Genomic DNA, 22,690 nt, shown 5'->3' with positions numbered 1-22,690 from the left:
TTATAGCACGTTCTTTCACCCAACATGCAGAAAAGAGACAGGTGTCACTTGAATGTAATAATTCCACAAATTTTTCGTGAAAATAGAGAGAAAATAAAAATGATTGATTTAATCACTTTATTTTGTTAGCATGTTATCATATTAGCGAACTAAAGGATTCGGAATTTTTTGTTTTAATGTGTTGGAGGTGCAGAAGAACATGTTTATGTTTGAGAAACCATATGGTATGCGGGATTCATTACCAGGATTGTATGAGACGAAGAAAAAAGTGAGACATTCCTTAACAGAGGTCATGAATGGTTGGGGTTACCGGTTGATGGAAACACCAACGCTTGAATTTTACGATACAGTCGGTGTTCAATCGGCGATTACAGATACACAGCTCTTTAAGCTGTTAGATCAGAACGGGCAAACCCTTGTACTCAGACCTGATATGACGGGACCTATTGCTAGAGTGGCAGCATCAAAGCTTCATGAACAGGCGTATCCACTTCGCGTTGGGTATGCGGCCAATGTGTTCCGGGCACAGGAAAGAGAAGGCGGGAGGCCATCAGAATTTGAGCAGGTCGGAATTGAGTTAATTGGAGACGGTTCGATTAGTGCAGATGCTGAAGTGATCGCGCTTGTCGTATTCGCATTAAAAAATGCTGGGCTCAAGTCCTTCAAAATCGCGATTGGGCATGTCGCTTTAGCAGAGACGTTATTTGTAGATGTACTGGGAAATACAGAGCGTGCAAACGTTCTTCGCCGATTCTTATATGAAAAGAATTATGTAGGATACCGTCAGCATGTGAAGCAATTGCCACTCTCCTCCATCGATAAAACGAGGCTGTTACAGCTTTTAGAGTTAAGAGGCGGCCAGGAAGTCACAGAGCGGGCAGAGGACATCGTCGTTTCACAAGAAGGAAAAGAGGTGCTTACGCAGTTAAAGTCGCTTTGGGAGACACTTGAAGATTACGGCTGTACAGAATATATCCGTCTAGATTTAAGCATGGTGAGTCATATGAGCTACTACACGGGTATTTTGTTTGAAGTATTTGCAGATCATGTTGGGTCAGTCATCGGAAGTGGCGGCAGATATGACCAATTGCTTGCTCATTTCGATGCACCTGCACCAGCTACAGGATTCGGACTTCGATTAGATCGTCTGCTTGAAGCACTTGATGCAAAAGAAATCAATGAACCGCAGGAGGCAGTGATTTTTAGTAAAGAACAAAGACTGGAAGCTTTTGCTTTTGCAGAAAAGGAGCGGTCAAAAGGGAAAAAGATCGTGCTGCAAGACTTAGCAGGGATTGAAAATATTGACGCGATGACCAAGGTATTTGAGCAGGTGACTTATTTTATCGGCGCTAGAAAGGGAGAGCAAAATGGGTAAAGTGTTGACGATGGCGATGCCAAAGGGCCGAATATTTGAAGAAGCCGCAGGGCTGTTAAGGCAGGCAGGATATCAACTGCCAGAGGAATTCGAGGATTCAAGAAAGTTAATCATCGATGTACCGGAAGAAAACCTCCGCTTTATTTTAGCGAAGCCAATGGATGTGACGACTTATGTAGAGCACGGTGTAGCAGATGTTGGCATTGCAGGAAAGGATGTCATGCTCGAAGAAGCTCGTGATGTGTACGAGGTGCTTGATTTAAACATCAGTAAATGCCATTTAGCGGTTGCCGGATTGCCGGGAGCCAGCTGGGGCGGTGTTGCACCGCGTGTGGCAACAAAGTACCCAAATGTCGCATCTTCCTATTTTAGAGAACAAGGGGAGCAAGTAGAGATCATTAAGCTGAATGGTTCCATTGAATTAGCACCGCTCATCGGACTCGCCGATCGTATTGTAGACATTGTCTCTACAGGTCAAACACTCAAGGAAAACGGACTTGTTGAAACGGAGCATATTTGTGATATTACATCACGGTTTATTGTCAATCCTGTGAGCTATCGGATGAAGGATGCGGTGATCGATGAAATGGCGCAGCGCCTTGCAAGAATCATTGAAGGGGAGGAAACATCATGAACATCACCTACATACAAGAAGGTGAGACAGAGACACTCTCGCTCAAACGGACTTTAGATACAGGCACGGAAGAGCAGCGCCTGGCTGTTCAGCGGATTATACAAGAAGTGAGGCTAAATGGTGATCAAGCGGTACAGTCTTTTACAAAGCAATTTGATGGGGTGCTGCTTGAAGATCCGCTTGTCACAGACGAGGAAATGACAAAAGCCTCCGAACGTTTGGACCCAGCCATGATTCAGGTGATCCAAACGGCTATCCGTCATATTCGCACATACCATGAGCGTCAGCTGACATCCTCTTGGTTTTATCACCAGCAGGATGGCTCGATGCTCGGACAAAAGGTGACACCACTTGATGCAGTTGGTGTGTATGTCCCCGGCGGAACAGCTGCTTATCCATCATCTGTTTTAATGAATGTGATTCCGGCGCTTGTCGCTGGTGTTAAGCGAATTGTCCTTGTGACACCCCCAGGGAAAGACGGCTACCTCTCTGACGCTGTACTCGTTGCTGCGAAGGAGCTCGGTATTACAGAGATGTATAAAATGGGCGGTGCACAGGCGATTGCGGCACTTGCCTATGGAACAGAAAGCATCCAGCCTGTTGATAAAATCACAGGTCCAGGCAACATCTATGTCGCACTGGCAAAGCGGGAAGTATTTGGTCAGGTAGACATTGATATGATTGCCGGTCCTAGTGAAATTGCGGTTCTAGCAGACGACACGGCCATAGCACATGAGGTGGCGGCCGATTTACTTTCTCAGGCAGAGCATGATGCGCTGGCATCTAGTATTTTGGTGACCCCGTCTAAGACACTTGCTGAAAATGTGCGAGCTGAGGTGCAAGCGCAACTGGACACCTTGCCAAGAAAATCAATCGCTGCACAATCCATACAACATCATGGCCGTATATACGTGACAGATTCCATGGATCGTGCAGTAGACGTCGTCAATCAGTTAGCGCCAGAGCATTTAGAGGTGCTGACAGCATATCCAGAATCATTTCTTGGTCAAATCAAGCATGCAGGGGCGATTTTTTTAGGGCGTTATAGCCCTGAGCCGGTGGGAGATTATTTTGCAGGACCGAATCACGTGCTGCCAACCAACGGAACAGCTAGATTTTCTAGCCCGCTTGGTGTGACCGATTTTCAAAAGAAAACGAGCATTATTTCATATAGTCAAGAAGCCTTTGAGACACACAGGGATAGCATTGCGGCTTTTGCCAGGTTAGAAGGGCTCGAAGCACATGCAAGGTCGATTGAATCGAGAAAGCGGGGGGAATCGTCATGAGACAGGCGGAAACAGCGAGACAAACAAATGAAACGAATATTTCATTATCGTTAGAGATTGATGGGGAAGGAAAAGCGGATATTCAAACAGATGTCCCTTTTATGACACACATGCTCGATCTATTTACGAAGCATGGACACTTTAATTTGACCGTCGATGCGAAAGGAGATACAGATGTTGATGATCACCACACAACAGAAGATATCGGCATCGTGCTTGGGCAAATGTTTAAGGAAGCGTTAGGTGATAAAAAGGGGATTAAGCGGTACGGGTCCAGCTTTGTTCCAATGGATGAAACGCTTGCCCAGGTCGTGGTCGACTTAAGTAATCGTCCTCATTTGGAAATGAGAGCGGCCTTTCCAAGTCAAAAGGTCGGTACCTTTGATACAGAGCTCGTACATGAGTTTCTTTGGAAGTTTGCGCTAGAAGCTCGTATTAACCTTCATGTAATTGTTCACTATGGAACCAATACGCACCATATGATTGAAGCTATCTTTAAAGCGATGGCACGTGCTTTAGATGAAGCAACAACCATTGATCCACGTGTGAAAGGGATTCCTTCAACAAAGGGGATGCTCTAATGATCGGAGTCATTGATTACGGAATGGGAAATTTGTTCAGCGTATCAAAAGCACTGGAACGAGCAGGTGCCCGTTATATCGTCTCCTCTGATGTGGAGGAGCTCAAAAAGGCAGATGCTTATATTTTGCCTGGGGTCGGTTCGTTTCGTGATGCGATGCAGCTGTTAAAACAGACAGGGCTTGAGGCGTTTATCCACCAAGTAGTGCAGGAAGGAAAGCTGCTATTTGGCATTTGTCTTGGGATGCAGCTGTTATTTGAAGAAAGTGAAGAGGCAGGGCGTACGAAAGGTTTGGGGCTGCTAAAAGGGCGTGTCGTTCTTCTAAAGGATCGTGACCAGGGTGGGCAAAGGCTGAAGGTGCCTCATATGGGGTGGAATGAGCTCACATTTCATCAGCCCTCCCCATTGTTTGACGGGGTATCCGAAGGATTTGCGTACTTTGTTCACTCTTATTATGTGAGGGATATGAATCCAGAAGAGCAATTAGCAAGCGCAGACTATGGCGTTCAAGTACCAGCAGTTGTTGGTAAGGGAAATGTGCTAGGCGCACAGTTTCACCCTGAAAAAAGCAGTACAACGGGCATGGCGCTGCTCAAACAATTTATTCAATTAGCAAACGAACAGAGGGTGAACAAATGAGTGAATTTACATTGTATCCAGCAATTGATATGAGAAATGGCAAATGTGTACGGCTCGTGCAAGGAGATTATGATCAAGAAACCATTTATGGAGATTCGCCGCTCGATATGGCGACGCGATTTGCAAATGAAGGAGCAAAGTGGATTCATCTCGTTGACCTAGATGGTGCGAAAGCGGGGAATCGCGTGAATCATGAGCATGTGCTGGCGATTGCTTCATCCTTAGATGTAAATGTACAAATTGGCGGCGGCATTCGGACAGAAGAAGACGTTGCCTTTTATATAAACAATGGTGTAGCTAGAGTCATCCTTGGCAGCTCGGCTGTTTCTAACCCTGCCTTTGTGAAAAAAATGCTTGCGCAATATGGGGAGAAAATAGCGATTGGCATCGATGCGCGAAATGGCTTTGTATCGACTGAGGGGTGGCTTGAAACGTCGAAAGTGAAGGCGGAGGATCTCTGCAAAGAATTGACAAAGGAAGGCGCGGAGGTCTTTATTTTCACAGATATTCAAATGGACGGCATGCTGGCTGGTCCCAATGTGGAAAGTACAGTTCGCTTAGCAGAAGCTACTGGCAAACAAGTTATTGCCTCAGGCGGTATCAGTTCGGTAGCCGATCTCCAAAAGCTGTCAGCACAAAAACAGTCAGGCGTTTCTGGTGCGATCATTGGAAAGGCACTTTATACGGAGCGGTTTACTTTAGCTGAAGCAATTGAAGGGCTTGACCGCGTATGATGACAAAACGAATCATCCCATGTCTCGATGTGAAGGAAGGTCGTGTGGTTAAAGGGGTGCAATTTCTCGGCTTAAAGGATGCTGGTGATCCGGTAGAATTAGCGCAGATATATGATGAGGAAGGGGCGGATGAACTCGTCTTTCTTGATATTTCTGCCTCTCATGAAGGCCGGAAAACGATGGTGGATGTGGTCAAGCAAGTGGCGTCCACTCTTGCCATCCCTTTTACGGTAGGCGGGGGAATTAACCACCTTGAAGACATGAAGCGCATATTAAGAGCAGGTGCAGACAAAGTATCTGTAAATACAGCGGCAGTTTTAAGACCAGAACTCATTTCAGAAGGCGCCGATTTTTTTGGTTCCCAGTGCATCGTCGTCGCAATAGATGCAAAGTACGATGAAGAGAAAAAAGCGTACATGGTTTATACACACGGAGGGCGTCGTCAAACGGATATAGAGGTTAGCGATTGGGCAAAAGAAGCCGTGCTGAGGGGGGCAGGAGAGATTTTGCTGACAAGTATGGATGCCGACGGTGAGAAAAAGGGCTTTGATCATCAATTAACAAAGCTTGTGTCAGAAGCTGTCACCGTACCTGTCATTGCTTCAGGAGGCGCTGGCAATGCTCAGCATATGCTGGAGGCATTTACAAAAGGAGAAGCGGATGCAGCTTTAGCAGCTTCCATTTTTCATTATAAAGAGACTTCAATTCAAGAGGTAAAGACATACTTGAGAGAACACGGGGTGAAGGTCAGATGAAACAGGCAAACGAATTATCCTTTCATGAGGCAGGCCTGATACCTGCGATTGTACAGGATGCTCAAAGTAAGGAAGTATTGACATTGGCGTATATGAATCAAGAATCCTATGAAAAAACACTAGAAACAGGAGAAACATGGTTTTACAGCCGATCAAGAAACGCGCTTTGGCACAAAGGCGCCACATCTGGACATACTCAGCGAGTCACATCCATTCGATATGACTGTGACAAGGATGCTCTGCTTATTCTTGTCTCACCAAGTGGACCAGCGTGTCACACTGGCAGCTATAGCTGCTTTTCGGAAGAAGGCGTGAAGCGTCAAACGGAAGAGCAGGATCGTTTTGCCATTTTAAATGAACTTGAACAGGTGATTGCGAAACGTCAGGCAGAAATGCCAGAAGGCGCTTATACAACCTATCTATTTGAAAAAGGGGTCGATAAAATACTGAAAAAGGTAGGGGAAGAAGCGTCAGAGGTCATCATTGCCGCAAAAAACCGGGATCAAGAAGAATTGAAATGGGAAACAGCCGATCTTCTGTATCACCTGCTTGTGTTATTACGTGAACAGCAATTGCCGCTTGATGATGTATTAAAAGTATTAAAAAAACGTCATCAAGGCGAGTAAAAAGCCGGGGGCACCTCTGGCTTTTTACTTTTGAGTGAAAAACAAATCCTTCCTTTTCTTTTGTTCTATGTGACGACTCTTGAAGTATGTTATACTACACACGGTACACTGTTCGAAATGGAGGGTATCAGTGAGTAAATACACTTCTCAAAATAATCACACACAAGTCGTCCAGCTATTCCAAGATGGGCATTACTTTTTTCATAAAGGTCTAAAAGCTTATAGAGAAAGAAATCTATCTAAAGCGAGTAAGCTAATACAGCGGGCTATCGTACTTGAGCCTGAAAATGTAGAAATGCTGTCACAGCTTGCTATTATTTATACTGAAATGGGTCATTTCCAACAATCAAATGAACTGCTTGATTTCATCCTTGAACATATTGATGAAAATATGTCTGAGTGTCACTATTTTAAAGCCAATAATTATGCGAATCTAGGACTCTTTCAAGAGGCATATAAGTCAGCGACTGCCTATGCTTCATTAGAAGAGAACGGGGAATTTGCAGATGAAAATGATGACCTTCTCGACTTGCTCGATATGAGTGACGAAGAGGACGAAGATTTTCCTTACGATCAGGATGACCTGATTGTGAAGCAGGATCAAGCAAATCACTTGCTGGAAAGCGGCAGGCTTGATGAAGCCATTGAGATGCTGGAACAGATGATTGTTGAGTATCCAGAATTTTGGTCAGCGTACAATAATCTCGCATTGGCCTATTTTTATTCTGGTCGAATCCATCAGGCGAAAGAAATGCTGAACCGGGTTTTAGATGAAAATCCGGGTAATCTGCATGCCCTTTGCAACCAGCTTGTCTTCTATCATTATGAAAAAGAAGAAGAAAAGGTCAATACGTTAGCAAAGCAATTAACGCACGTGTATCCAATATTAAGTGAACAGCGTTATAAGCTTGGCGCAACATTTGCCCTAGTTGGAGAATTTGAATGGGCCTTTAAATGGCTTTATTCTTTGTACAAAACAGGCTTTCAGGGAGATAGTACATTTTTATACTGGCTCGCAAGCGCAGCTTATTATACAGGTCACAAAACGCTTGCACAGACGGTTTGGGATAAGATGGTCGAAGAAGATATCGATGCAGATGAAATCAAGCCGTGGCAGGATAAACCTGAGGAGACTGAGCCAATGGTCTCCATTGAGGAGCGGCTGACGGCGTACTATGTAAGCAAACAAAAAGGGGAACGTGACGTTCTTCAATCTGTCCTTGATGCACGCGCAGCGAAAACCGCTTTTGAACAGCAATTCATTGAACTGCTCTTATACGAAGATGAAATGGAAGCACGGTCTTTTTCAGAAGATGCGGTTTTTGCAAAACAGGCGGCATCCAGCTTGGAAGAAGCTGTTCAGCCTGACAGCCATATGCCTTATTTTTGGTTATTCCATATTATTCAGCAGGCACGTGCTTCTGGCGTAGATAAGAAAAATGCGCCTGCATGGGCAGCAGCATCTTATTATTTATGGATAGAGGAGCAAGAAGAATCTATTAGCAAAAAAGAGATTGCAGCCTCTTTTCAAATCAGTGTTCAAACACTGTCTAAATATGAACAAGTCATTTGTACATTAATTGATTGAATAGGTAAATAGATTTAGAAGATTGCAGCATGGCCGAAAAGGTCATGCTTTTTTCTTGGATAAAAAGGTGGGATTTGCAAGGATTTGGCGAAGTATGACAATCACGACATGTTTTTGAAACATAAATGTAATAAAAATATTAGCTCATTTTGTCGATGTCTCATGTATAATGAAAATCGTGGATTAAAACAAAGACATATATTTAGATATTTTACTATACATAATGAAACACCTAGTGATAGAAACAATCTGGTCAACATCTGACTGATCAATCAGGAAGAAAGACATAGATAGCACAGATTGGACGCAGAGAATTTGCTGCTTTCTCATGTCGCTTGGAAATTGTCAAAGGAGGAACTATTCGTGAAAAAGTTTATTACTTTCGGTTTAGCTTCGGTCATCGGAGCGAGCAGTTTATTTATCCCATTTACTCATGAAGCAAACGCACAGAACTTTGAACAAAAGAAACAAGAGCTGGACAGCAAGCAATCTGAGGTTAACAAAAACCTTCAAAAGAAAAAAGATGAGCTTTCAAAGCTTGAAGCAAAACAAGAGGCACTTGCACTAAAGCTAAAAGAAATTGACGAGAAAGCTTTAAAAACAAGTGATCAAATCGAAGAAAAACAAAAAGAAAATGAACAAACGAAAAAAGAAATCAATGCATTCAAAAAAGACATTGCTGATACTGAAAAACGTATTGAAGATCGAAACAAATTCTTGAAAAAGCGTGTACGTGCGCTTCAAGAAAGCGGCGGTTCTACGAAATACATAGATGTATTACTAGGAGCGAAAAGCTTTAGCGATTTCATCAGCCGTGCAGGTGCAGTATCTACACTCATCAACGCAGACAGCGAAATCATTAAAGAGCAAGAAAAAGACAAAGCTGAGCTTCAAAAGTCTGAAAAGGAATTAAACACAAAGCTTGAAGATGTTCAAAAGACACTTACAAAGCTTGAAACACTTCAAACAGACTTGAATAAACAGCTTGATGAAAAAGACAAGCTATTCAAGCAAGTGAAAAAGCAAAAGGGAAGTGCTTCTTCTCAAATCAGCGAGTTAAACAGTGAGGCTAACAGCATTGCATCTGAAAAAGACGCAACAATCGCTGCTCAAAAACAAGCTGAAAAAGAAGCAAGAGAAGCAGCTCAAAAAGCTAAAGAAGAAAAAGTACAAAGACAACAGCAGCGTCAAGCTAGTGTTCAAGCAGAAGACAACAGCTCAACGAACGACAGCAGCCCGTCTTCAAATAACAGTAACAGTGGATCTTCAAATAACAACGATAATAACAACAACAGCAGTTCACCAAGCAAGAAGCCATCTACTGGCGGTGGATCACCTGTTAGCAGTAACGTAGGCGGAATCGAAGGTGCGATCAGCACAGGTTCTACCATTGTTGGACAATCTCCATATAAATGGGCTGGCGGCAGATCTCAAGCTGATATTGACGCACGTCGTTTTGACTGTTCTTCATTCGTTCGCTGGGCATTTGCATCAGCAGGCATCAACCTTGGACCAGTTGGCGGTACAACAACAGATACGCTTGTAGGTAAAGGAAGAGCTGTAAGTGCATCTGACATGAAACGCGGAGACCTTGTGTTCTTTGATACGTATAAAGTAAATGGACACGTTGGTATTTACTTAGGAAATGGTACATTCTTGAACGATAACAGCTCTCGCGGTGTTTCAGTTGACTCTATGAGCAATGTTTACTGGAAAAAAGCATTCAATGGCGTTGTAAGAAGAGTCGTTGAATAAATCATTACTTACTATATAACCGTAAACAGGCTTCCTTAAACAGCAGTTTAAGGAAGCTTTTTCTTTTTTTGAAGATATGAGCAAATGATTCGCTTATTATCCGCAGATTTAATAGGATATGGGTAAGGAATAAAACTAAGAGTGGGATGGATGCTTTCTGTCATGAATGGAAGCATCACCCAAGGGCATTCTAATAAGAAATGCTAGCAGCAATTGAAGAGGGAGTGACAGTTGTGTCAGAAGAAAAAATCTACGATACGATCATCATTGGAGCGGGACCTGCCGGAATGACAGCCGCTGTTTATACATCACGTGGAAATCTTTCAACATTGATGATTGAAAGAGGGATTCCAGGCGGTCAAATGGCTAATACGGAAGATGTCGAGAACTATCCTGGCTTTGAAAGCATTTTAGGGCCAGAACTTTCAAATAAAATGTTTGACCATGCGAAGAAATTCGGTGCTGAGTATGCATATGGCGATATCAAAGAAATCGTAGACGGTGAAGAGTACAAAATCGTCAAAGCCGGTTCGAAAGAATACAAAGGACGCTCTGTCATTATTGCAGCAGGTGCGGAATACAAAAAAATCGGTGCACCAGGTGAAAAAGAACTTGGCGGCCGAGGCGTCTCTTACTGTGCAGTATGTGACGGTGCTTTCTTTAAAAACAAAGAGCTCGTCGTCATTGGTGGAGGAGACTCTGCGGTAGAAGAGGGTGTGTACCTCACACGCTTTGCGTCAAAAGTAACGATCGTTCATAGACGCGATAAGCTTCGTGCACAAAGCATTTTACAAGCACGTGCTTTTGATAATGAAAAAATCGACTTCATGTGGAACAAAACCGTTAAACAAATTAATGAAGAAAACGGTAAAGTCGGCAGTGTGACTTTGATTGATACGGTGACTGGTGAAGAAGAAGACTTTAAAACAGATGGCGCCTTTATCTATATCGGAATGCTGCCACTGTCTAAACCATTTGAAAATCTCGGCATTACAAATAAAGAAGGCTACATCGAAACAAACGAAAGAATGGAAACGAGAGTGGAAGGCATTTTCGCCGCTGGTGACATTCGTGAAAAAACACTCCGTCAAATTGTGACAGCAACAGGTGACGGAAGTATTGCCGCACAAAGCGCACAGCATTATGTAGAAGAGCTTGCTGAAAAGCTCAAAGCAACGAAATAAAAGGCTGTCGTAAATCCTTAATATAGCGTCATGGGCTTTTAACTGGAATGTAACACGGGTGAAACAATTTTCCGTTATGATAAAACTAGTAATTGACCCCCTTTTATAAGGAATACATGTTTGGCACGGATGAGAATCCGTGTCCTTTTTTTTGCTTAAAATCAGAAATTCATGAGATGTTCACAAATGACGCATGGAGAACCATTAGTTGCTGTAAAATAAAGAGTAGAGAAATTGCCCGCCACTCCTTTCAGACGAAATTCGGTCTGATTTCGGTGAAGAAGGGGCATGTTCATTGTGGGAGTCAGGATGAACCTGTATAATAAGTTAAAGACATAAAAGAGTAGGTGACAGCTGATGCAACGAGTAACCAATTGTGTGCTGCATCACGAAGATCAAGTTCTCTTGCTGCAAAAGCCAAGACGGGGCTGGTGGGTAGCGCCGGGCGGAAAAATGGAAAGCGGAGAATCGGTCAAGGATTCAGTCGTTCGAGAGTATAGAGAAGAAACAGGAATTTATATTTTAAATCCACAGTTAAAAGGTGTTTTTACCTTTATCATAAAAGAAGGCGATCAAATCGTTCAAGAGTGGATGATGTTCACCTTTATGGCAGATTCATTTACTGGAAAAAACGTGACAGAGTCAGAGGAAGGCATTTTAAAGTGGCATGAAGTAAAGGATGTGCCGCATTTACCGATGGCACCAGGAGATTCCCATATTCTTGATTTCATGCTAAAGGGAAAAGGACTTCTTCACGGTACTTTTACGTATACACCTGATTTTGAATTGATTGCTTATCGGTTAGACCCTCAAGGAGACTAATACATGAACCGTTTTTATAAAGAAGGAGAGGAAGCAGGCATGAATACGCACAAACAAGGAGATATTCAGCTTGTGATTATTACAGGAATGTCAGGTGCGGGGAAAACCGTTGCCATTCAAAGCTTTGAAGATTTAGGTTACTTCTGTGTAGATAACTTGCCGCCATCACTTTTACCAAAGTTCCTAGAACTCATGAAGGATTCGAATTCGAAGATGAGCAAGGTCGCCCTTGTGATGGATTTACGCGGACGAGAATTCTTTGACAGCTTAGTTGCAGCCTTAGATGAAATGAGTGATCTTGGCTGGATCACACCAAGAATATTATTTCTAGATGCAAACGATAAGGTGCTTGTCTCAAGATACAAAGAAACGAGACGTTCGCATCCTCTTGCGACAACAGGTTTGCCGCTCGAAGGAATCGCAATGGAACGCGATCTGTTAGAAGAGTTAAAAGGCCGGGCTCAAATGATTTTTGATACATCGGATTTAAAACCAAAACAGCTTCGAGAAAATATTGTCACGCACTTTGCCACGACCCAAGGGCAGGTGTTTACAGTGAATGTGATGTCCTTCGGTTTTAAATACGGTCTGCCGATTGATGCTGATCTTGTATTTGATGTGAGATTTCTGCCGAATCCTTACTATATTGAGAGCATGCGTCCACAGACTGGAAACGATGAAGAAGTGCGTTCCTATGTAATGAAATGGAGCGAGACACAAAAATTCACAGAGAAATTAATTGACCTTCTCAGCTTTATGCTTCCGTCCTATAAACGAGAAGGAAAAAGCCAGCTTGTGATCGCTATTGGCTGTACAGGCGGACAGCACCGATCAGTGACGCTAGCGAACTACTTATCGGAGTATTTTAAAAATGACTACTACACTCATGTCACTCACCGGGACATTGAAAAGAGAAGCAGAAAATAGATGACGACACTTCCAAAGGTGGTCATTCTTGGCGGGGGCACTGGCTTATCTGTTTTGCTCAGAGGGCTAAAAACAAAGCCAGTGGATATTACCGCTATTGTAACGGTTGCTGATGACGGAGGCAGCTCAGGCAGACTGCGGCATGATTTGAATATTCCGCCTCCAGGCGATATTCGAAATGTCCTTGCAGCTCTCTCTGATGTTGAACCACTTGTAGAAGACTTATTTCAGCACCGTTTTAACAAAGGGAATGACTTAACAGGCCACTCACTTGGCAACCTCATTCTTGCGGCCATGACAAATATAACCGGTGATTTTTTTCATGCCGTCACAGAAATGAGCAAGGTCTTAAATGTAAGAGGAAAAGTCTTACCAGCAGCGAATTCAAGTGTTGTTCTACATGCTGAATTAGAAAATGGGCAAGTGGTAACAGGAGAATCAAAAATCCCAACCTACGGTGAGCGAATTAAACGCGTGTTCCTCACACCCAATACGATTGAGCCGCTCCCAGAATCGATTCAAGTCATTCGTGAAGCCGATTTGATCGTCATTGGACCTGGCAGCTTATATACAAGTATCTTGCCAAACTTACTTGTACCGCATATTGGTGAAGAAGTGATTCGTTCGAAGGCGAAAAAAGTGTATATTTGCAATGTCATGACGCAGCCAGGGGAAACGCTTTCCTACAGTGCAGCTGATCATGTGCAGGCATTAAACGATCATATGGATCGTCCATTTATTGATACCATTTTTGTGAACAATAAAGAAATTCCAGAAGAGATCAAAGCAAAATATGCAGAAGAACAGGCACAGCCTGTACAGTTCGACACAGATGTACTCAAGGCAATGGGACTGGAAGTCATCCCTGGGGAAATCATTACATACGACCAGCATGTGATTCGTCACGACACGCTGAAAGTAGCCGCGCTGCTTGTCGACCTGTTGCATAAGAAAAAATAGGAATGGGGGTGGCAAGGATGTCATTTGCATCCGAAACAAAAAAAGAGCTGACTAATCTGGACGTGAAGGACTGCTGCACAAAAGCAGAGCTTTCTGCCCTCATCCGTATGAACGGTTCATTATCTTTCTCTAATCGAAAATTAATTCTAGATATACAGACAGAGAACGCAGCCATCGCAAGACGGATTTATACGCTGCTAAAAAAGAAATATGATGTCACAGTCGAGCTGCTCGTTCGTAAGAAAATGAGATTAAAAAAGAATAATGTGTATATTGTCAGACTGGTAGAACGAGCGAAAACCATTTTAGAGGATTTGAAAATATTAGGTGAGCATTTTGTATTTGAGCGCAATATTTCAGAAGAGCTTGTAAAGAAAAGGTGCTGTAAGCGCTCCTATATGAGAGGTGCTTTTTTAGCAGGCGGTTCTGTGAATAATCCAGAAACGTCTTCCTATCACCTTGAGATTTTTTCACTATATAAAGAACACAATGATGCCCTTTGTGAGCTGATGAACCAATTTCATCTCAACAGTAAAACACTTGAGCGTAAAAAAGGCTACATCACATATATGAAAGAAGCCGAAAAAATTACCGAATTTTTAAGTGTTGTAGGTGCGCATAATTCACTTCTTCGCTTCGAAGACGTTCGGATCGTCCGTGATATGCGGAATTCCGTGAACCGGCTCGTCAATTGTGAAACAGCAAACTTGAATAAAACGATTGGTGCATCGCTGCGTCAGGTCGAGAACATCCAATTCATTGATGAAAAAATTGGACTTGATGCTCTGCCAGATAAGCTGCGTGAAATTGCAAAACTGCGAGTCGACTATCAAGAGGTCACGCTAAAGGAACTAGGAGAAATGGTAGAAAGTGGAAAGATTAGCAAATCAGGCATTAATCACCGATTAAGAAAGCTAGATCAAATTGCAGAACAATTACGAAACGGACAAGCTGTTACACTCAAATAGGAGAATGAAAAAGGGAGGCAGATCATATGGTGGAAAAAACGGTCACCATCCAGTTGAAAACAGGCTTGCAGGCACGTCCCGCTGCTTTGTTCGTACAGGAAGCGAATCGCTTTGGAGCTGAAATTTTTCTAGAGAAGGACGGAAAAAGAGTCAATGCGAAGAGCATTATGGGTCTCATGAGCCTTGCGATCAGCTCTGGGGTCACTGTTAAACTGATAGCAGATGGTGCGGATGAACAAGAAGCCATTGATGCGTTAACGGATTTTATCAATCAAGAAAACTGAGTCTCTTCACAGACTCAGTTTTTTTAGAAGGGAATGAACATGATGCAATCAGCATTTTTACAGAAGATCGGATACGAAGGACAGTCCATCACCTTTGATGACCTGCCTGCATTATTAAAAAAGATGGCCTACACCTTTCCATTTGAAAATAGATCTGTGCTGAACAAACAATCCTATGCCTTGAATCAAGAAGGATTGAAAGAGCATCTTCTTGAAGGAGGCAGAGGAGGTCTTTGTTACGATCTCAATCCTCTTTTATATTATGTGTTAAAAGAGGCAGGACTTGCTGTACAGCTCGTTCAAGGGACCGTGTATAACAAGGAAGCGGGCATATGGGCAATTGATGGTACGCACGTAGCCATGACGTTGAATCATCAAAACGAACGGTATCTTATTGATGCGGGTTTTGGTGTGAATTTACCTCTCCAGCCTGTACCCTTTACTGAAGAATGGGTGGAAGGAGCGTCTATTCGGTTTCGAGTCAAAGAAGAAGAAACTGAAAAAGGTACGCATCTTCTCCAATTAGATAGAGGAGAAGGCGCTGAAACAGGCTATGCATTTACATTGGAAGAGGTGAGTGAGCCTACATTGGTCCAAATGAGAGAGGAGATTTATGAAAATGAAGCCTCTCCTTTTAACAAAAGACCACTTGCTTCAAAGCTCACACCAACAGGACGTGTAATCGTCACCGAGGATCATGTCACTATACATGAACATGAAGAAGTGTCGAAAAAACCGCTGTCTCTGCCTTTTGAGGAATACGTGAAAACCCTGCTGCCATAAGTGGCATCAAAAAAACAGCCCTGCGTCAAATGGGGCTGTTTTTTGATTGATTATCGAATCCGTGTGAATGTCGCGTAATGGTCTGTTGTTTTGTAAATGAGCCAGTCACTTGAATACACGAGGCGGTCAGCATTGCGGAAGCCTGAGACGTAGTTGATATCTGCCTCACGCCATGTGCGGCCGCTTGCTGAAGGGAGACGTCCCTCCCGGTTAGAGAAAACATCTCCACCGATGCTTTTGCCTGGGGCAACCTCTGCTAGATTTCCCTTCGATGCCACCCATCCAAGAGCACTTGCTTGTGATTTTGTGATGTAGTTATCAGGCAGTCGTTTGTAGCGAATCAAATAATCTGCTACACCATCAAACGTATTAATGACGGCAAGGGTATGAACATCTGATGTCAGTTGAATAGAAGCTGTTTTATTTGTGGCGGTCGGTGTAAGTGGTGTTTCGGCATTGGCTTGCTGCGGAATAAAACCAGAAAACAGAATAGCAGCGATCAGAGCAAACATAGTAAAAACCGAACTGATTTTTTTCATCTTCATCCTCCTATTAAGGAAATCGGAAGCTGTCCTCTTGATGCTTGTCTACCTCATATTATAGCACCCGAATATGAAGGAAATGTAAAGAAACAGGATCTTTGCTAAAATGAGGCTTTTCTCCTGATATTCTTCTGATGAAATAAATAAAAAGACGCAGCTCTGAATCCTGCGTCTTTTCCGATTAAGATGAAGCAAGCTCCTTCACAATATCTACAGGGGCTTTGCCATCAATTCCATGAATCACATTATGAATGGCTCGTTTCAGCATAAGATCCCGCGTTGTTTCAGTAGCGGAACCGATGTGGGGAACAAGGGTGACATTGTTCATTTCTTTGAAAGGATGATTCTCCTGAAGCGGTTCCTGTTCAAACACATCAAGACCTGCGCCTTTGATCCATCCCTCTTGAAGCGCTTGAATGAGGCTTTTTTCGTCCACTGTTTTCCCGCGGGAGATGTTTACAAATAAAGCCGTTTGCTTCATTAACTTCAATTCTCGTTCGCCAATCATATGATACGTTTCATCGGTCAGCGGTGTAATCAACACAATGATATCAGCTTGCTTTAGTAGGTCATCAAGTGTGCAATATAAAGCGCCATATGCTGATTCAGCCTTTTCATTCCGGCTGCGGTTATGATACAGGACATTCATATCAAAACCATGTGCAGCTCGTTTGGCGACTTGCTCTCCGATTCGTCCCATGCCAATAATGCCAAGCGTTTGATGATGGACATCGATGCCAAAGATATCTTCTTCCTGTACAAATTTCGTCCATTTCCCCTCACGGATAAAACGATCAAGCTCGGCAATTCTTCGCGCAGAGGAAAGAATGAGTGAAAATGCAAGGTCAGCCACAGTATGATCGAGTGTATGAGGCGTGTGCGTTCCGATTATGCCTCTTTGCCTCATCACTTCTATATCGAAGTTGTCATAGCCAACAGAGTTATTGCTCACGACCTTGAGTTTTGGTGCGTGATCTAATAGCTCTTGATCGATTTTCGTCCCAGACGTTAAAAGACCATCAGCATGCTGCAATTTTTGAAACAAAATATCTTTTGGAATGGGGTCTTTGGATTGCCACACCTCGTATGTACAATGTTCCTTTAGTATTTCCTCAAATGAGGCAGGTAATGGTTTGGCGACAAAAATATGTGGTGTCACAGTCAACTCGCTCCTTTCACATGGTCATCTTGCTCCTTTTATTATAAAGCAACCATTTCGTCTGAACACGTTTGAAGGTTATCTGCTCAATATTTAATATACTAAAATAACGGAAAAGAGAGACATTTTCTTAGTGAAAAAGATTATTTATATGCCATCTGATGCATTTATTACTTAGATGGAAATCAGCTAATGGGAGATGTGACATATGAAGAAGCCGGTTTTTCTGAGAGATTATCTGACAAACTGGAAAATAGATCGAGATTTTTTGATAGAAAAAATTTGAAACATATTAAACGGGAAGGTCGTTTTCTACTAAACCATTTCATCGTCTTTTGGCGAGCAGAGAACGATAGATTGAAAGGAAGACCGCGTCCCCCTTGCGATGAAGCGTAAATGAGAGAAAATGATCGCATTTCTTCTCATCGTTTTCTCATTTTTTTCTTTTTTTTCTATCATTTTTCATCTTTAAGCTTGAGAACACACGAAAGAAAAGGAGGACAGGCAGGAGCTTACGTGACTTATAAAAAGATTGGGAGTTGGCAAAATGGGATCAAAATTAGAACAGATTCTTCAGCACAATTCAAAATTCGTACAAGAGAGACATTATGAGCCTTACAAAGTGGGGAAATTTCCTGAAAAGAAACTCGTCATATTAACTTGTATGGATACACGTCTTTTGGAATTATTGCCGCAATCCATGGGGCTGCGCAACGGTGATGCGAAGATCATTAAAAATGCGGGCGCCATCGTAACACATCCTTTTGGCAGTGTGATGCGGAGTATTCTGCTAGCAATCTATGAACTAAAGGCAGAAGAGGTATGCATTGTAGGACATCATGAATGCGGAATGGCAGGTCTTGCGGCAGATCCTTTACTTGAAAAGGCGAAAGCGCGTGGCATTGAAGAGAAATGTTTGAGCATTGTGAAAAACTCAGGAGTTGATTTAAAGGGATGGCTGACAGGCTTTGATTCGGTTGAAGAGAGCGTGTCCCAAAGTGTGAAATTGGTCAAAGAGCATCCACTTATGCCAAGTGATGTGGCTGTTCATGGACTTGTCATTCATCCAGCAACGGGAAAGCTGGATGTCGTTGTGAAAGATAATCAGATTGACGCACAGTATACCTAAATCATCTACACATACTTGAAGGAGGCCAACACATACCATGCGTTTTTATGGAAGATTTGAAGGATATGATTCATCAAAATTTAGACGTGATTTAATCGCTGGGCTTGTCGTGGGCGTTGTGGCAATTCCTTTAGGCATGGCTTTTGCCATTGCATCTGGTGTCGGACCAGAATATGGATTATACACAGTCATCGTTGCCGGCATTTTGATTTCATTGTTTGGTGGTTCAAAGTATCAGATCGGCGGGCCGACTGGGGCGTTTGTTCCAATTTTATTTAGTATCGTCAGCCAATACGGTATCGAAAACTTACTCATTGCCGGTTTTATGGCAGGGTGTATGCTTGTATTATTCGGGATATTCAAACTAGGGAAGCTCATGAAATTTATTCCTCGTCCGGTTATCATCGGCTTTACTGCTGGCATTGCTGTCATTATTTTTTCAGGGCAGATTGCCAACTTCCTCGGATTAAAGGGTGTTGAAAAGCATGAAAGCTTTTTCCTCAATATGAGAGAAATTGTGGTCCATCTCGGTACCGCAAACAGTCTTGCCATCATCACAGCTGTTATTGGGCTTATTGTGATTTTGGCGGCACAAAAATACATTCCCAAAATACCTGGTGCTCTATTAGGTCTATTGGCTTCAACGTTTCTAGCTGTTCTCTTTTTCCAAGGACAAGTTGAAACGATCGGCTCGGCATATGGGGAAATTCCTCGTCAGCTGCCAAGCTTTGCTTTTCCTGAATTAACGATTGAAAAAATGATCTACCTCCTCCCTCCAGCGATTGTCATTGCGCTTTTAGGTGGCGTGGAATCAATTTTATCGGCAATGGTCGCAGACAATATGAAAGGCTCAAAGCATGACAGCAATAAGGAGCTTGTTGGGCAAGGAATTGCCAATATGGCGGTACCGCTGTTCGGAGGAATTCCGGCGACTGGGGCGATTGCCCGTACGGCAACAAACATCAAAAATGGCGGAGCAAGCCCGATTTCTGGTGTTGTGCATGGCGTCGTCGTGCTGCTCATCTTAATGCTATTTGCGCCATATGCGTCGATGATTCCACTTGCTGCGATGGCACCGATTTTAATGTTTGTTGCTTGGAATATGAGTGAGAGAAAAGAGTTTATCAATATTGTAAAAGTGAAAAATGCGGATTCCCTTGTACTTGTTGTGACCTTCCTGCTGACGGTCATCGGTGATTTGATTATTGGCGTCACCGCAGGGCTCATTTTAGCCTTTATTGCTTTCATCAAAAAAATGAGCCAGACGACCAGCATTCATCCAAACGTTGCGGTTCCCCAGATGGAAACAGCAGCAGCTTTAGAAAAACAGACAGACCAGCAAGGCATTAGTATGTACGCCATTGAAGGGCCGCTGTTTTTCGGAACAACAGATTCACTCGAAAATTCGATTCTGGACCATGTTCAGACAAAGCCAAAAACGCTCATTCTGCTCATGAATAAAGTCAATTATATGGACACATCAGCAGAAGCGGTGCTGATGAATATCTCCAACCGGTTAAAGCATCATAATGGTAAGCTGATGATTGTCGGACTTCAATCACAGCCGAAAGAGCTTTTGCGTCGAACAGGTCTTTTCCATCATATTGGAAAACAGCATTTTTTTGAACGAACAGATGATATCTCACCACAGCAGCTATAAAGGTGGAAAAAAGCACGTGACGATGTGGTCACGTGCTTTTCAGTTCTGAAAAACGCTTTGTGAGTTTCTGTTGATGAGAGGAGAAGATCTCTTCTACTGTGACATCATAGAGATCGGTTAAAATAAGTAGATTCGCTAACACATCTCCCATTTCTTCAACGAGTTCTTTCTTCAACTCAGATGATTTTTGTTTTTGCTCGTCAGGCCGGTCACGTCCGATCTCGATGGCTCTAACAGCGCGAGCGAGTTCTCCTGTTTCTTCCATCAGGAACCCTAACCGGATAAACGGTCCGTATTCTGTCCAATTTCTCTTTTTGTAAAAATCCTTGATCCATTTCTCCATCTCATTTGTTTGCATTCTCTTTATACAGCTCCTTATATGGTGTGCACCTTTTGATTTTACACTATATATAGACGAAGCGGTTGTTTTTAAAAAAACAATTATAGTAGAATGAGTGGGTGAAGAAATCATAGAGAGAGATGGAGCTGTTTTGATGAAAACGATTTGTGTGTTTGCTGGTTCGAATCCAGGCGTGAAGGACGTCTACAAAGAAAAGGCTGTAGAGCTGGGGACTTATATGGCAGAGCATGACATCCGTCTTGTATACGGCGGTTCACGAATTGGATTGATGGGTGCCATTGCAGATGAGGTTTTAAGAAATGGCGGGCAAGTCATTGGAGTTATGCCTAAGGGGCTTTTTAGAGGAGAAGTTGTGCATCAAGAGCTGACAGAATTAATCGAGGTAACAGGAATGCATGAACGAAAAGCGAAAATGAGTGAGCTGGCTGATGGATTTATTGCGATGCCAGGCGGCTTTGGTACATATGAAGAATTATTTGAGGTGCTATGCTGGGCACAAATCGGCATTCACCAAAAGCCAATCGGCTTGTATCAAGTGAATGACTATTTCAATCCGCTCATTGACATGGTGAAGTTTAGTGTACAGGAAGGTTTCTCGAATGAATCACACCTCCAATTGTTACATGCCTCCAGCGAACCGGAGGAATTAATCACGCAGATGGCTTCTTATCAAACACCATCTCTTCAGCAGAAATGGACGGAGCTGTCTTAAAGCGTATTTCAACCACAAAAAACCGTCTGTTCGAGGAGCAGACGGTTTGTTTTGTCATATTATTTTTGTTCTTCTGCATTACGGGTCAAGACTTTGTCAATGAGTCCGTATTGAAGTGCTTCTTCCGCTGTTTTGAAGTTGTCACGATCTGTATCGCGCTCAATCACTTCGATTGGCTGACCAGTACGTTCAGCAAGTACTTGGTTCAGTTTATCGCGTAAAGAAAGGATTCGTTTTGCCGCAATTTCAATTTCTGTTGCTTGACCTTGGGCACCACCTAGTGGTTGGTGAATCATGACTTCACTGTTTGGAAGAGCATAACGCTTACCTTTTTCACCAGCAGCAAGCAGGAACGCACCCATAGATGCAGCCATACCAATACAAATGGTTGATACCTTTGGTTTAATAAATTGCATCGTATCGTAAATGGCCATACCAGCTGTGATTGAACCGCCAGGGCTGTTAATGTAGATAGAAATATCTTTTTCTGGATCTTCAGCTTCTAAGAAAAGCAGCTGTGACACGATGGAGTTGGCAACATTGTCATCGATCGCAGAACCAAGCATGATAATACGGTCTTTTAAAAGACGAGAATAAATGTCGTAAGCTCTTTCCCCACGATTTGTTTGCTCAATGACTGTAGGTATTAAATTCATAATGTTCCTCCTTCACCTTTTAGGTAAGTATGTAATTCAATGATACATTTTTGGTCAATAAAGGTCAAACAAAACGCAATCAAAAAATTCGACAGCCACATGTTATTTTTCCCAAAAATTATTTTTCTTAAACCATGGAAAAGGTTTAAAAAAATATGGTAAAACTTTGGCTATGCAGTGACCATGCTTCTCCTAGGATGGTTGACATTGTTCATTTGGCCATTTATTGATGGGATCATTTGTCTTGTCAAAACAGTGGATGAAGTAAATGAAAATATGGAACGAAAAATTATTGCATCTGTTAAAAGCGCATAAGTCGACATGTCTGCATCTTTTCGGTGCAGGCTTCTTCTTTGAAGTCATCAGAATATCATTGCTTTCTTGCAGCATTTCCCTTATAATTTGATATGCTGACGTTCAAAAACATATCGTGCGCTCGTAGCTCAGTTGGATAGAGCGGTGGTTTCCGGTACCACGTCTGCCGGGGGTTCGAATCCCTCCGAGCGCGTACTTGGCCTTGTTCACGATTGATAAAGGTCCAATTTAAACCCTCTCCTTTGGAGAGGGTTTT

The 22,690-nt window shown here is 42.9% G+C and carries 24 protein-coding genes and 1 tRNA gene; 21 read left to right on the top strand and 4 right to left on the bottom strand.

What is annotated here, in order from left to right; genetic code table 11:
• Positions 1-199: 199 nt before the first annotated feature.
• The 17 genes from MHI33_RS18700 (at position 200) to MHI33_RS18620 (ending at position 15,900) form a co-directional block, all read left to right on the top strand.
• Positions 200-1,375: an ATP phosphoribosyltransferase regulatory subunit gene (locus tag MHI33_RS18700; RefSeq protein WP_268483124.1), complete on the top strand. Its 1,176-nt coding sequence runs from the start codon at positions 200-202 to the stop codon at positions 1,373-1,375.
• On the top strand, positions 1,368-2,009 hold the full coding sequence (gene hisG / locus MHI33_RS18695; protein ID WP_003213329.1) for an ATP phosphoribosyltransferase: 642 nt from the start codon (positions 1,368-1,370) through the stop codon (positions 2,007-2,009). The genes MHI33_RS18700 and hisG overlap by 8 nt, the downstream gene beginning before the upstream one ends.
• Complete coding sequence (hisD, locus tag MHI33_RS18690) at positions 2,006-3,295, top strand: histidinol dehydrogenase (protein WP_217012123.1); 1,290 nt, start codon at positions 2,006-2,008, stop codon at positions 3,293-3,295. The genes hisG and hisD overlap by 4 nt, the downstream gene beginning before the upstream one ends.
• Positions 3,292-3,876 carry an imidazoleglycerol-phosphate dehydratase HisB gene (gene hisB / locus MHI33_RS18685; RefSeq protein ID WP_058013608.1) on the top strand — a complete coding sequence of 195 codons (585 nt, stop codon included), beginning with the start codon at positions 3,292-3,294 and terminating at the stop codon, positions 3,874-3,876. The genes hisD and hisB overlap by 4 nt, the downstream gene beginning before the upstream one ends.
• Positions 3,876-4,514 (top strand): imidazole glycerol phosphate synthase subunit HisH, encoded by a 639-nt coding sequence (gene hisH / locus MHI33_RS18680; protein ID WP_268506826.1) that lies wholly within the window; start codon positions 3,876-3,878, stop codon positions 4,512-4,514. Before hisB ends, hisH begins: the two co-directional genes overlap by 1 nt.
• The gene (gene hisA, locus MHI33_RS18675) at positions 4,511-5,248 is read left to right on the top strand and encodes a 1-(5-phosphoribosyl)-5-[(5-phosphoribosylamino)methylideneamino]imidazole-4-carboxamide isomerase (protein WP_106067313.1); all 738 of its coding nucleotides are present in this window, start codon (positions 4,511-4,513) and stop codon (positions 5,246-5,248) included. Before hisH ends, hisA begins: the two co-directional genes overlap by 4 nt.
• Positions 5,245-6,003 carry an imidazole glycerol phosphate synthase subunit HisF gene (gene hisF, locus MHI33_RS18670; protein ID WP_106067312.1) on the top strand — a complete coding sequence of 253 codons (759 nt, stop codon included), beginning with the start codon at positions 5,245-5,247 and terminating at the stop codon, positions 6,001-6,003. Before hisA ends, hisF begins: the two co-directional genes overlap by 4 nt.
• Complete coding sequence (hisIE, locus tag MHI33_RS18665; RefSeq protein ID WP_340913084.1) at positions 6,000-6,629, top strand: bifunctional phosphoribosyl-AMP cyclohydrolase/phosphoribosyl-ATP diphosphatase HisIE; 630 nt, start codon at positions 6,000-6,002, stop codon at positions 6,627-6,629. Before hisF ends, hisIE begins: the two co-directional genes overlap by 4 nt.
• Positions 6,630-6,759: 130 nt before the next feature.
• The gene (locus MHI33_RS18660; RefSeq protein WP_268506828.1) at positions 6,760-8,217 is read left to right on the top strand and encodes a tetratricopeptide repeat protein; all 1,458 of its coding nucleotides are present in this window, start codon (positions 6,760-6,762) and stop codon (positions 8,215-8,217) included.
• Positions 8,218-8,580: 363 nt separating this feature from the next.
• Positions 8,581-9,972 (top strand): C40 family peptidase, encoded by a 1,392-nt coding sequence (locus MHI33_RS18655; RefSeq protein ID WP_340913082.1) that lies wholly within the window; start codon positions 8,581-8,583, stop codon positions 9,970-9,972.
• A gap of 233 nt (positions 9,973-10,205) precedes the next feature.
• Positions 10,206-11,156, top strand: a complete 951-nt coding sequence (trxB, locus tag MHI33_RS18650) for a thioredoxin-disulfide reductase (protein ID WP_034620189.1) — start codon at positions 10,206-10,208, stop codon at positions 11,154-11,156.
• Positions 11,157-11,513: 357 nt separating this feature from the next.
• Complete coding sequence (locus tag MHI33_RS18645) at positions 11,514-11,978, top strand: 8-oxo-dGTP diphosphatase (RefSeq protein ID WP_003213484.1); 465 nt, start codon at positions 11,514-11,516, stop codon at positions 11,976-11,978.
• Positions 11,979-12,017: 39 nt separating this feature from the next.
• The gene (gene rapZ, locus MHI33_RS18640; protein WP_340913873.1) at positions 12,018-12,905 is read left to right on the top strand and encodes an RNase adapter RapZ; all 888 of its coding nucleotides are present in this window, start codon (positions 12,018-12,020) and stop codon (positions 12,903-12,905) included.
• The gene (locus MHI33_RS18635) at positions 12,906-13,865 is read left to right on the top strand and encodes a gluconeogenesis factor YvcK family protein (RefSeq protein ID WP_126740918.1); all 960 of its coding nucleotides are present in this window, start codon (positions 12,906-12,908) and stop codon (positions 13,863-13,865) included.
• Positions 13,866-13,882: 17 nt separating this feature from the next.
• Complete coding sequence (whiA, locus tag MHI33_RS18630; protein ID WP_044139391.1) at positions 13,883-14,833, top strand: DNA-binding protein WhiA; 951 nt, start codon at positions 13,883-13,885, stop codon at positions 14,831-14,833.
• A 26-nt stretch (positions 14,834-14,859) separates the two neighbouring features.
• Positions 14,860-15,117: an HPr family phosphocarrier protein gene (locus MHI33_RS18625; RefSeq protein ID WP_044139392.1), complete on the top strand. Its 258-nt coding sequence runs from the start codon at positions 14,860-14,862 to the stop codon at positions 15,115-15,117.
• Positions 15,118-15,156: 39 nt separating this feature from the next.
• Entirely contained in the window at positions 15,157-15,900 is a 744-nt protein-coding gene (locus tag MHI33_RS18620) for an arylamine N-acetyltransferase family protein (protein ID WP_340913074.1), read from the top strand.
• A gap of 50 nt (positions 15,901-15,950) precedes the next feature.
• Here the strand turns inward: MHI33_RS18620 and MHI33_RS18615 are convergent, their stop codons facing one another.
• Entirely contained in the window at positions 15,951-16,445 is a 495-nt protein-coding gene (locus tag MHI33_RS18615) for a ribonuclease (protein ID WP_376765241.1), read from the bottom strand.
• A 178-nt stretch (positions 16,446-16,623) separates the two neighbouring features.
• Complete coding sequence (locus tag MHI33_RS18610) at positions 16,624-17,601, bottom strand: 2-hydroxyacid dehydrogenase (protein WP_065097976.1); 978 nt, start codon at positions 17,599-17,601, stop codon at positions 16,624-16,626.
• A gap of 547 nt (positions 17,602-18,148) precedes the next feature.
• On the opposite strand from MHI33_RS18610, the gene MHI33_RS18605 reads away from it, so the two are divergent.
• Both MHI33_RS18605 and MHI33_RS18600 read left to right on the top strand, forming a co-directional pair.
• Entirely contained in the window at positions 18,149-18,730 is a 582-nt protein-coding gene (locus MHI33_RS18605) for a beta-class carbonic anhydrase (protein WP_065097977.1), read from the top strand.
• A 37-nt stretch (positions 18,731-18,767) separates the two neighbouring features.
• The gene (locus MHI33_RS18600) at positions 18,768-20,390 is read left to right on the top strand and encodes a SulP family inorganic anion transporter (protein WP_340913071.1); all 1,623 of its coding nucleotides are present in this window, start codon (positions 18,768-18,770) and stop codon (positions 20,388-20,390) included.
• 28 nt (positions 20,391-20,418) lie between these two features.
• On the opposite strand, the gene MHI33_RS18595 is transcribed toward MHI33_RS18600, so the two are convergent.
• The gene (locus MHI33_RS18595; RefSeq protein WP_113768112.1) at positions 20,419-20,748 is read right to left on the bottom strand and encodes a MazG nucleotide pyrophosphohydrolase domain-containing protein; all 330 of its coding nucleotides are present in this window, start codon (positions 20,746-20,748) and stop codon (positions 20,419-20,421) included.
• A 136-nt stretch (positions 20,749-20,884) separates the two neighbouring features.
• On the opposite strand from MHI33_RS18595, the gene MHI33_RS18590 reads away from it, so the two are divergent.
• Positions 20,885-21,463, top strand: a complete 579-nt coding sequence (locus MHI33_RS18590; RefSeq protein WP_044139006.1) for an LOG family protein — start codon at positions 20,885-20,887, stop codon at positions 21,461-21,463.
• A gap of 59 nt (positions 21,464-21,522) precedes the next feature.
• Here the strand turns inward: MHI33_RS18590 and clpP are convergent, their stop codons facing one another.
• Positions 21,523-22,119 carry an ATP-dependent Clp endopeptidase proteolytic subunit ClpP gene (gene clpP / locus MHI33_RS18585; protein WP_003212962.1) on the bottom strand — a complete coding sequence of 199 codons (597 nt, stop codon included), beginning with the start codon at positions 22,117-22,119 and terminating at the stop codon, positions 21,523-21,525.
• Positions 22,120-22,551: 432 nt separating this feature from the next.
• On the opposite strand from clpP, the gene MHI33_RS18580 reads away from it, so the two are divergent.
• Positions 22,552-22,627 (top strand) — tRNA-Arg (locus MHI33_RS18580).
• The last annotated feature ends 63 nt before the right edge of the window (positions 22,628-22,690 follow it).

It is taken from the genome of Bacillus sp. FSL K6-2971 (assembly GCF_038006405.1).
Classification (GTDB): domain Bacteria; phylum Bacillota; class Bacilli; order Bacillales; family Bacillaceae; genus Bacillus; species Bacillus pumilus.
Note: the sequence above shows the minus strand (reverse complement) of the source record. Positions and strands in the feature narration are given on the sequence as shown.

Bases quoted from the DNA above. Each gene is read 5' to 3' on its own strand.
- whiA (WP_044139391.1), top strand. From the start codon at position 13,883: ATGTCATTTGCATCCGAAACAAAAAAAGAGCTGACTAATCTGGACGTG.
- hisH (WP_268506826.1), top strand. From the start codon at position 3,876: ATGATCGGAGTCATTGATTACGGAATGGGAAATTTGTTCAGCGTATCA.
- hisIE (WP_340913084.1), top strand. From the start codon at position 6,000: ATGAAACAGGCAAACGAATTATCCTTTCATGAGGCAGGCCTGATACCT.
- hisA (WP_106067313.1), top strand. From the start codon at position 4,511: ATGAGTGAATTTACATTGTATCCAGCAATTGATATGAGAAATGGCAAA.
- hisD (WP_217012123.1), top strand. From the start codon at position 2,006: ATGAACATCACCTACATACAAGAAGGTGAGACAGAGACACTCTCGCTC.
- MHI33_RS18600 (WP_340913071.1), top strand. From the start codon at position 18,768: ATGCGTTTTTATGGAAGATTTGAAGGATATGATTCATCAAAATTTAGA.
- rapZ (WP_340913873.1), top strand. From the start codon at position 12,018: ATGAATACGCACAAACAAGGAGATATTCAGCTTGTGATTATTACAGGA.
- MHI33_RS18595 (WP_113768112.1), bottom strand. From the start codon at position 20,748: ATGCAAACAAATGAGATGGAGAAATGGATCAAGGATTTTTACAAAAAG.
- MHI33_RS18625 (WP_044139392.1), top strand. From the start codon at position 14,860: ATGGTGGAAAAAACGGTCACCATCCAGTTGAAAACAGGCTTGCAGGCA.
- MHI33_RS18615 (WP_376765241.1), bottom strand. From the start codon at position 16,445: ATGAAGATGAAAAAAATCAGTTCGGTTTTTACTATGTTTGCTCTGATC.
- MHI33_RS18590 (WP_044139006.1), top strand. From the start codon at position 20,885: ATGAAAACGATTTGTGTGTTTGCTGGTTCGAATCCAGGCGTGAAGGAC.
- clpP (WP_003212962.1), bottom strand. From the start codon at position 22,119: ATGAATTTAATACCTACAGTCATTGAGCAAACAAATCGTGGGGAAAGA.
- hisG (WP_003213329.1), top strand. From the start codon at position 1,368: ATGGGTAAAGTGTTGACGATGGCGATGCCAAAGGGCCGAATATTTGAA.
- MHI33_RS18605 (WP_065097977.1), top strand. From the start codon at position 18,149: ATGGGATCAAAATTAGAACAGATTCTTCAGCACAATTCAAAATTCGTA.
- MHI33_RS18645 (WP_003213484.1), top strand. From the start codon at position 11,514: ATGCAACGAGTAACCAATTGTGTGCTGCATCACGAAGATCAAGTTCTC.
- hisB (WP_058013608.1), top strand. From the start codon at position 3,292: ATGAGACAGGCGGAAACAGCGAGACAAACAAATGAAACGAATATTTCA.
- hisF (WP_106067312.1), top strand. From the start codon at position 5,245: ATGATGACAAAACGAATCATCCCATGTCTCGATGTGAAGGAAGGTCGT.
- MHI33_RS18620 (WP_340913074.1), top strand. From the start codon at position 15,157: ATGATGCAATCAGCATTTTTACAGAAGATCGGATACGAAGGACAGTCC.
- MHI33_RS18700 (WP_268483124.1), top strand. From the start codon at position 200: ATGTTTATGTTTGAGAAACCATATGGTATGCGGGATTCATTACCAGGA.
- MHI33_RS18635 (WP_126740918.1), top strand. From the start codon at position 12,906: ATGACGACACTTCCAAAGGTGGTCATTCTTGGCGGGGGCACTGGCTTA.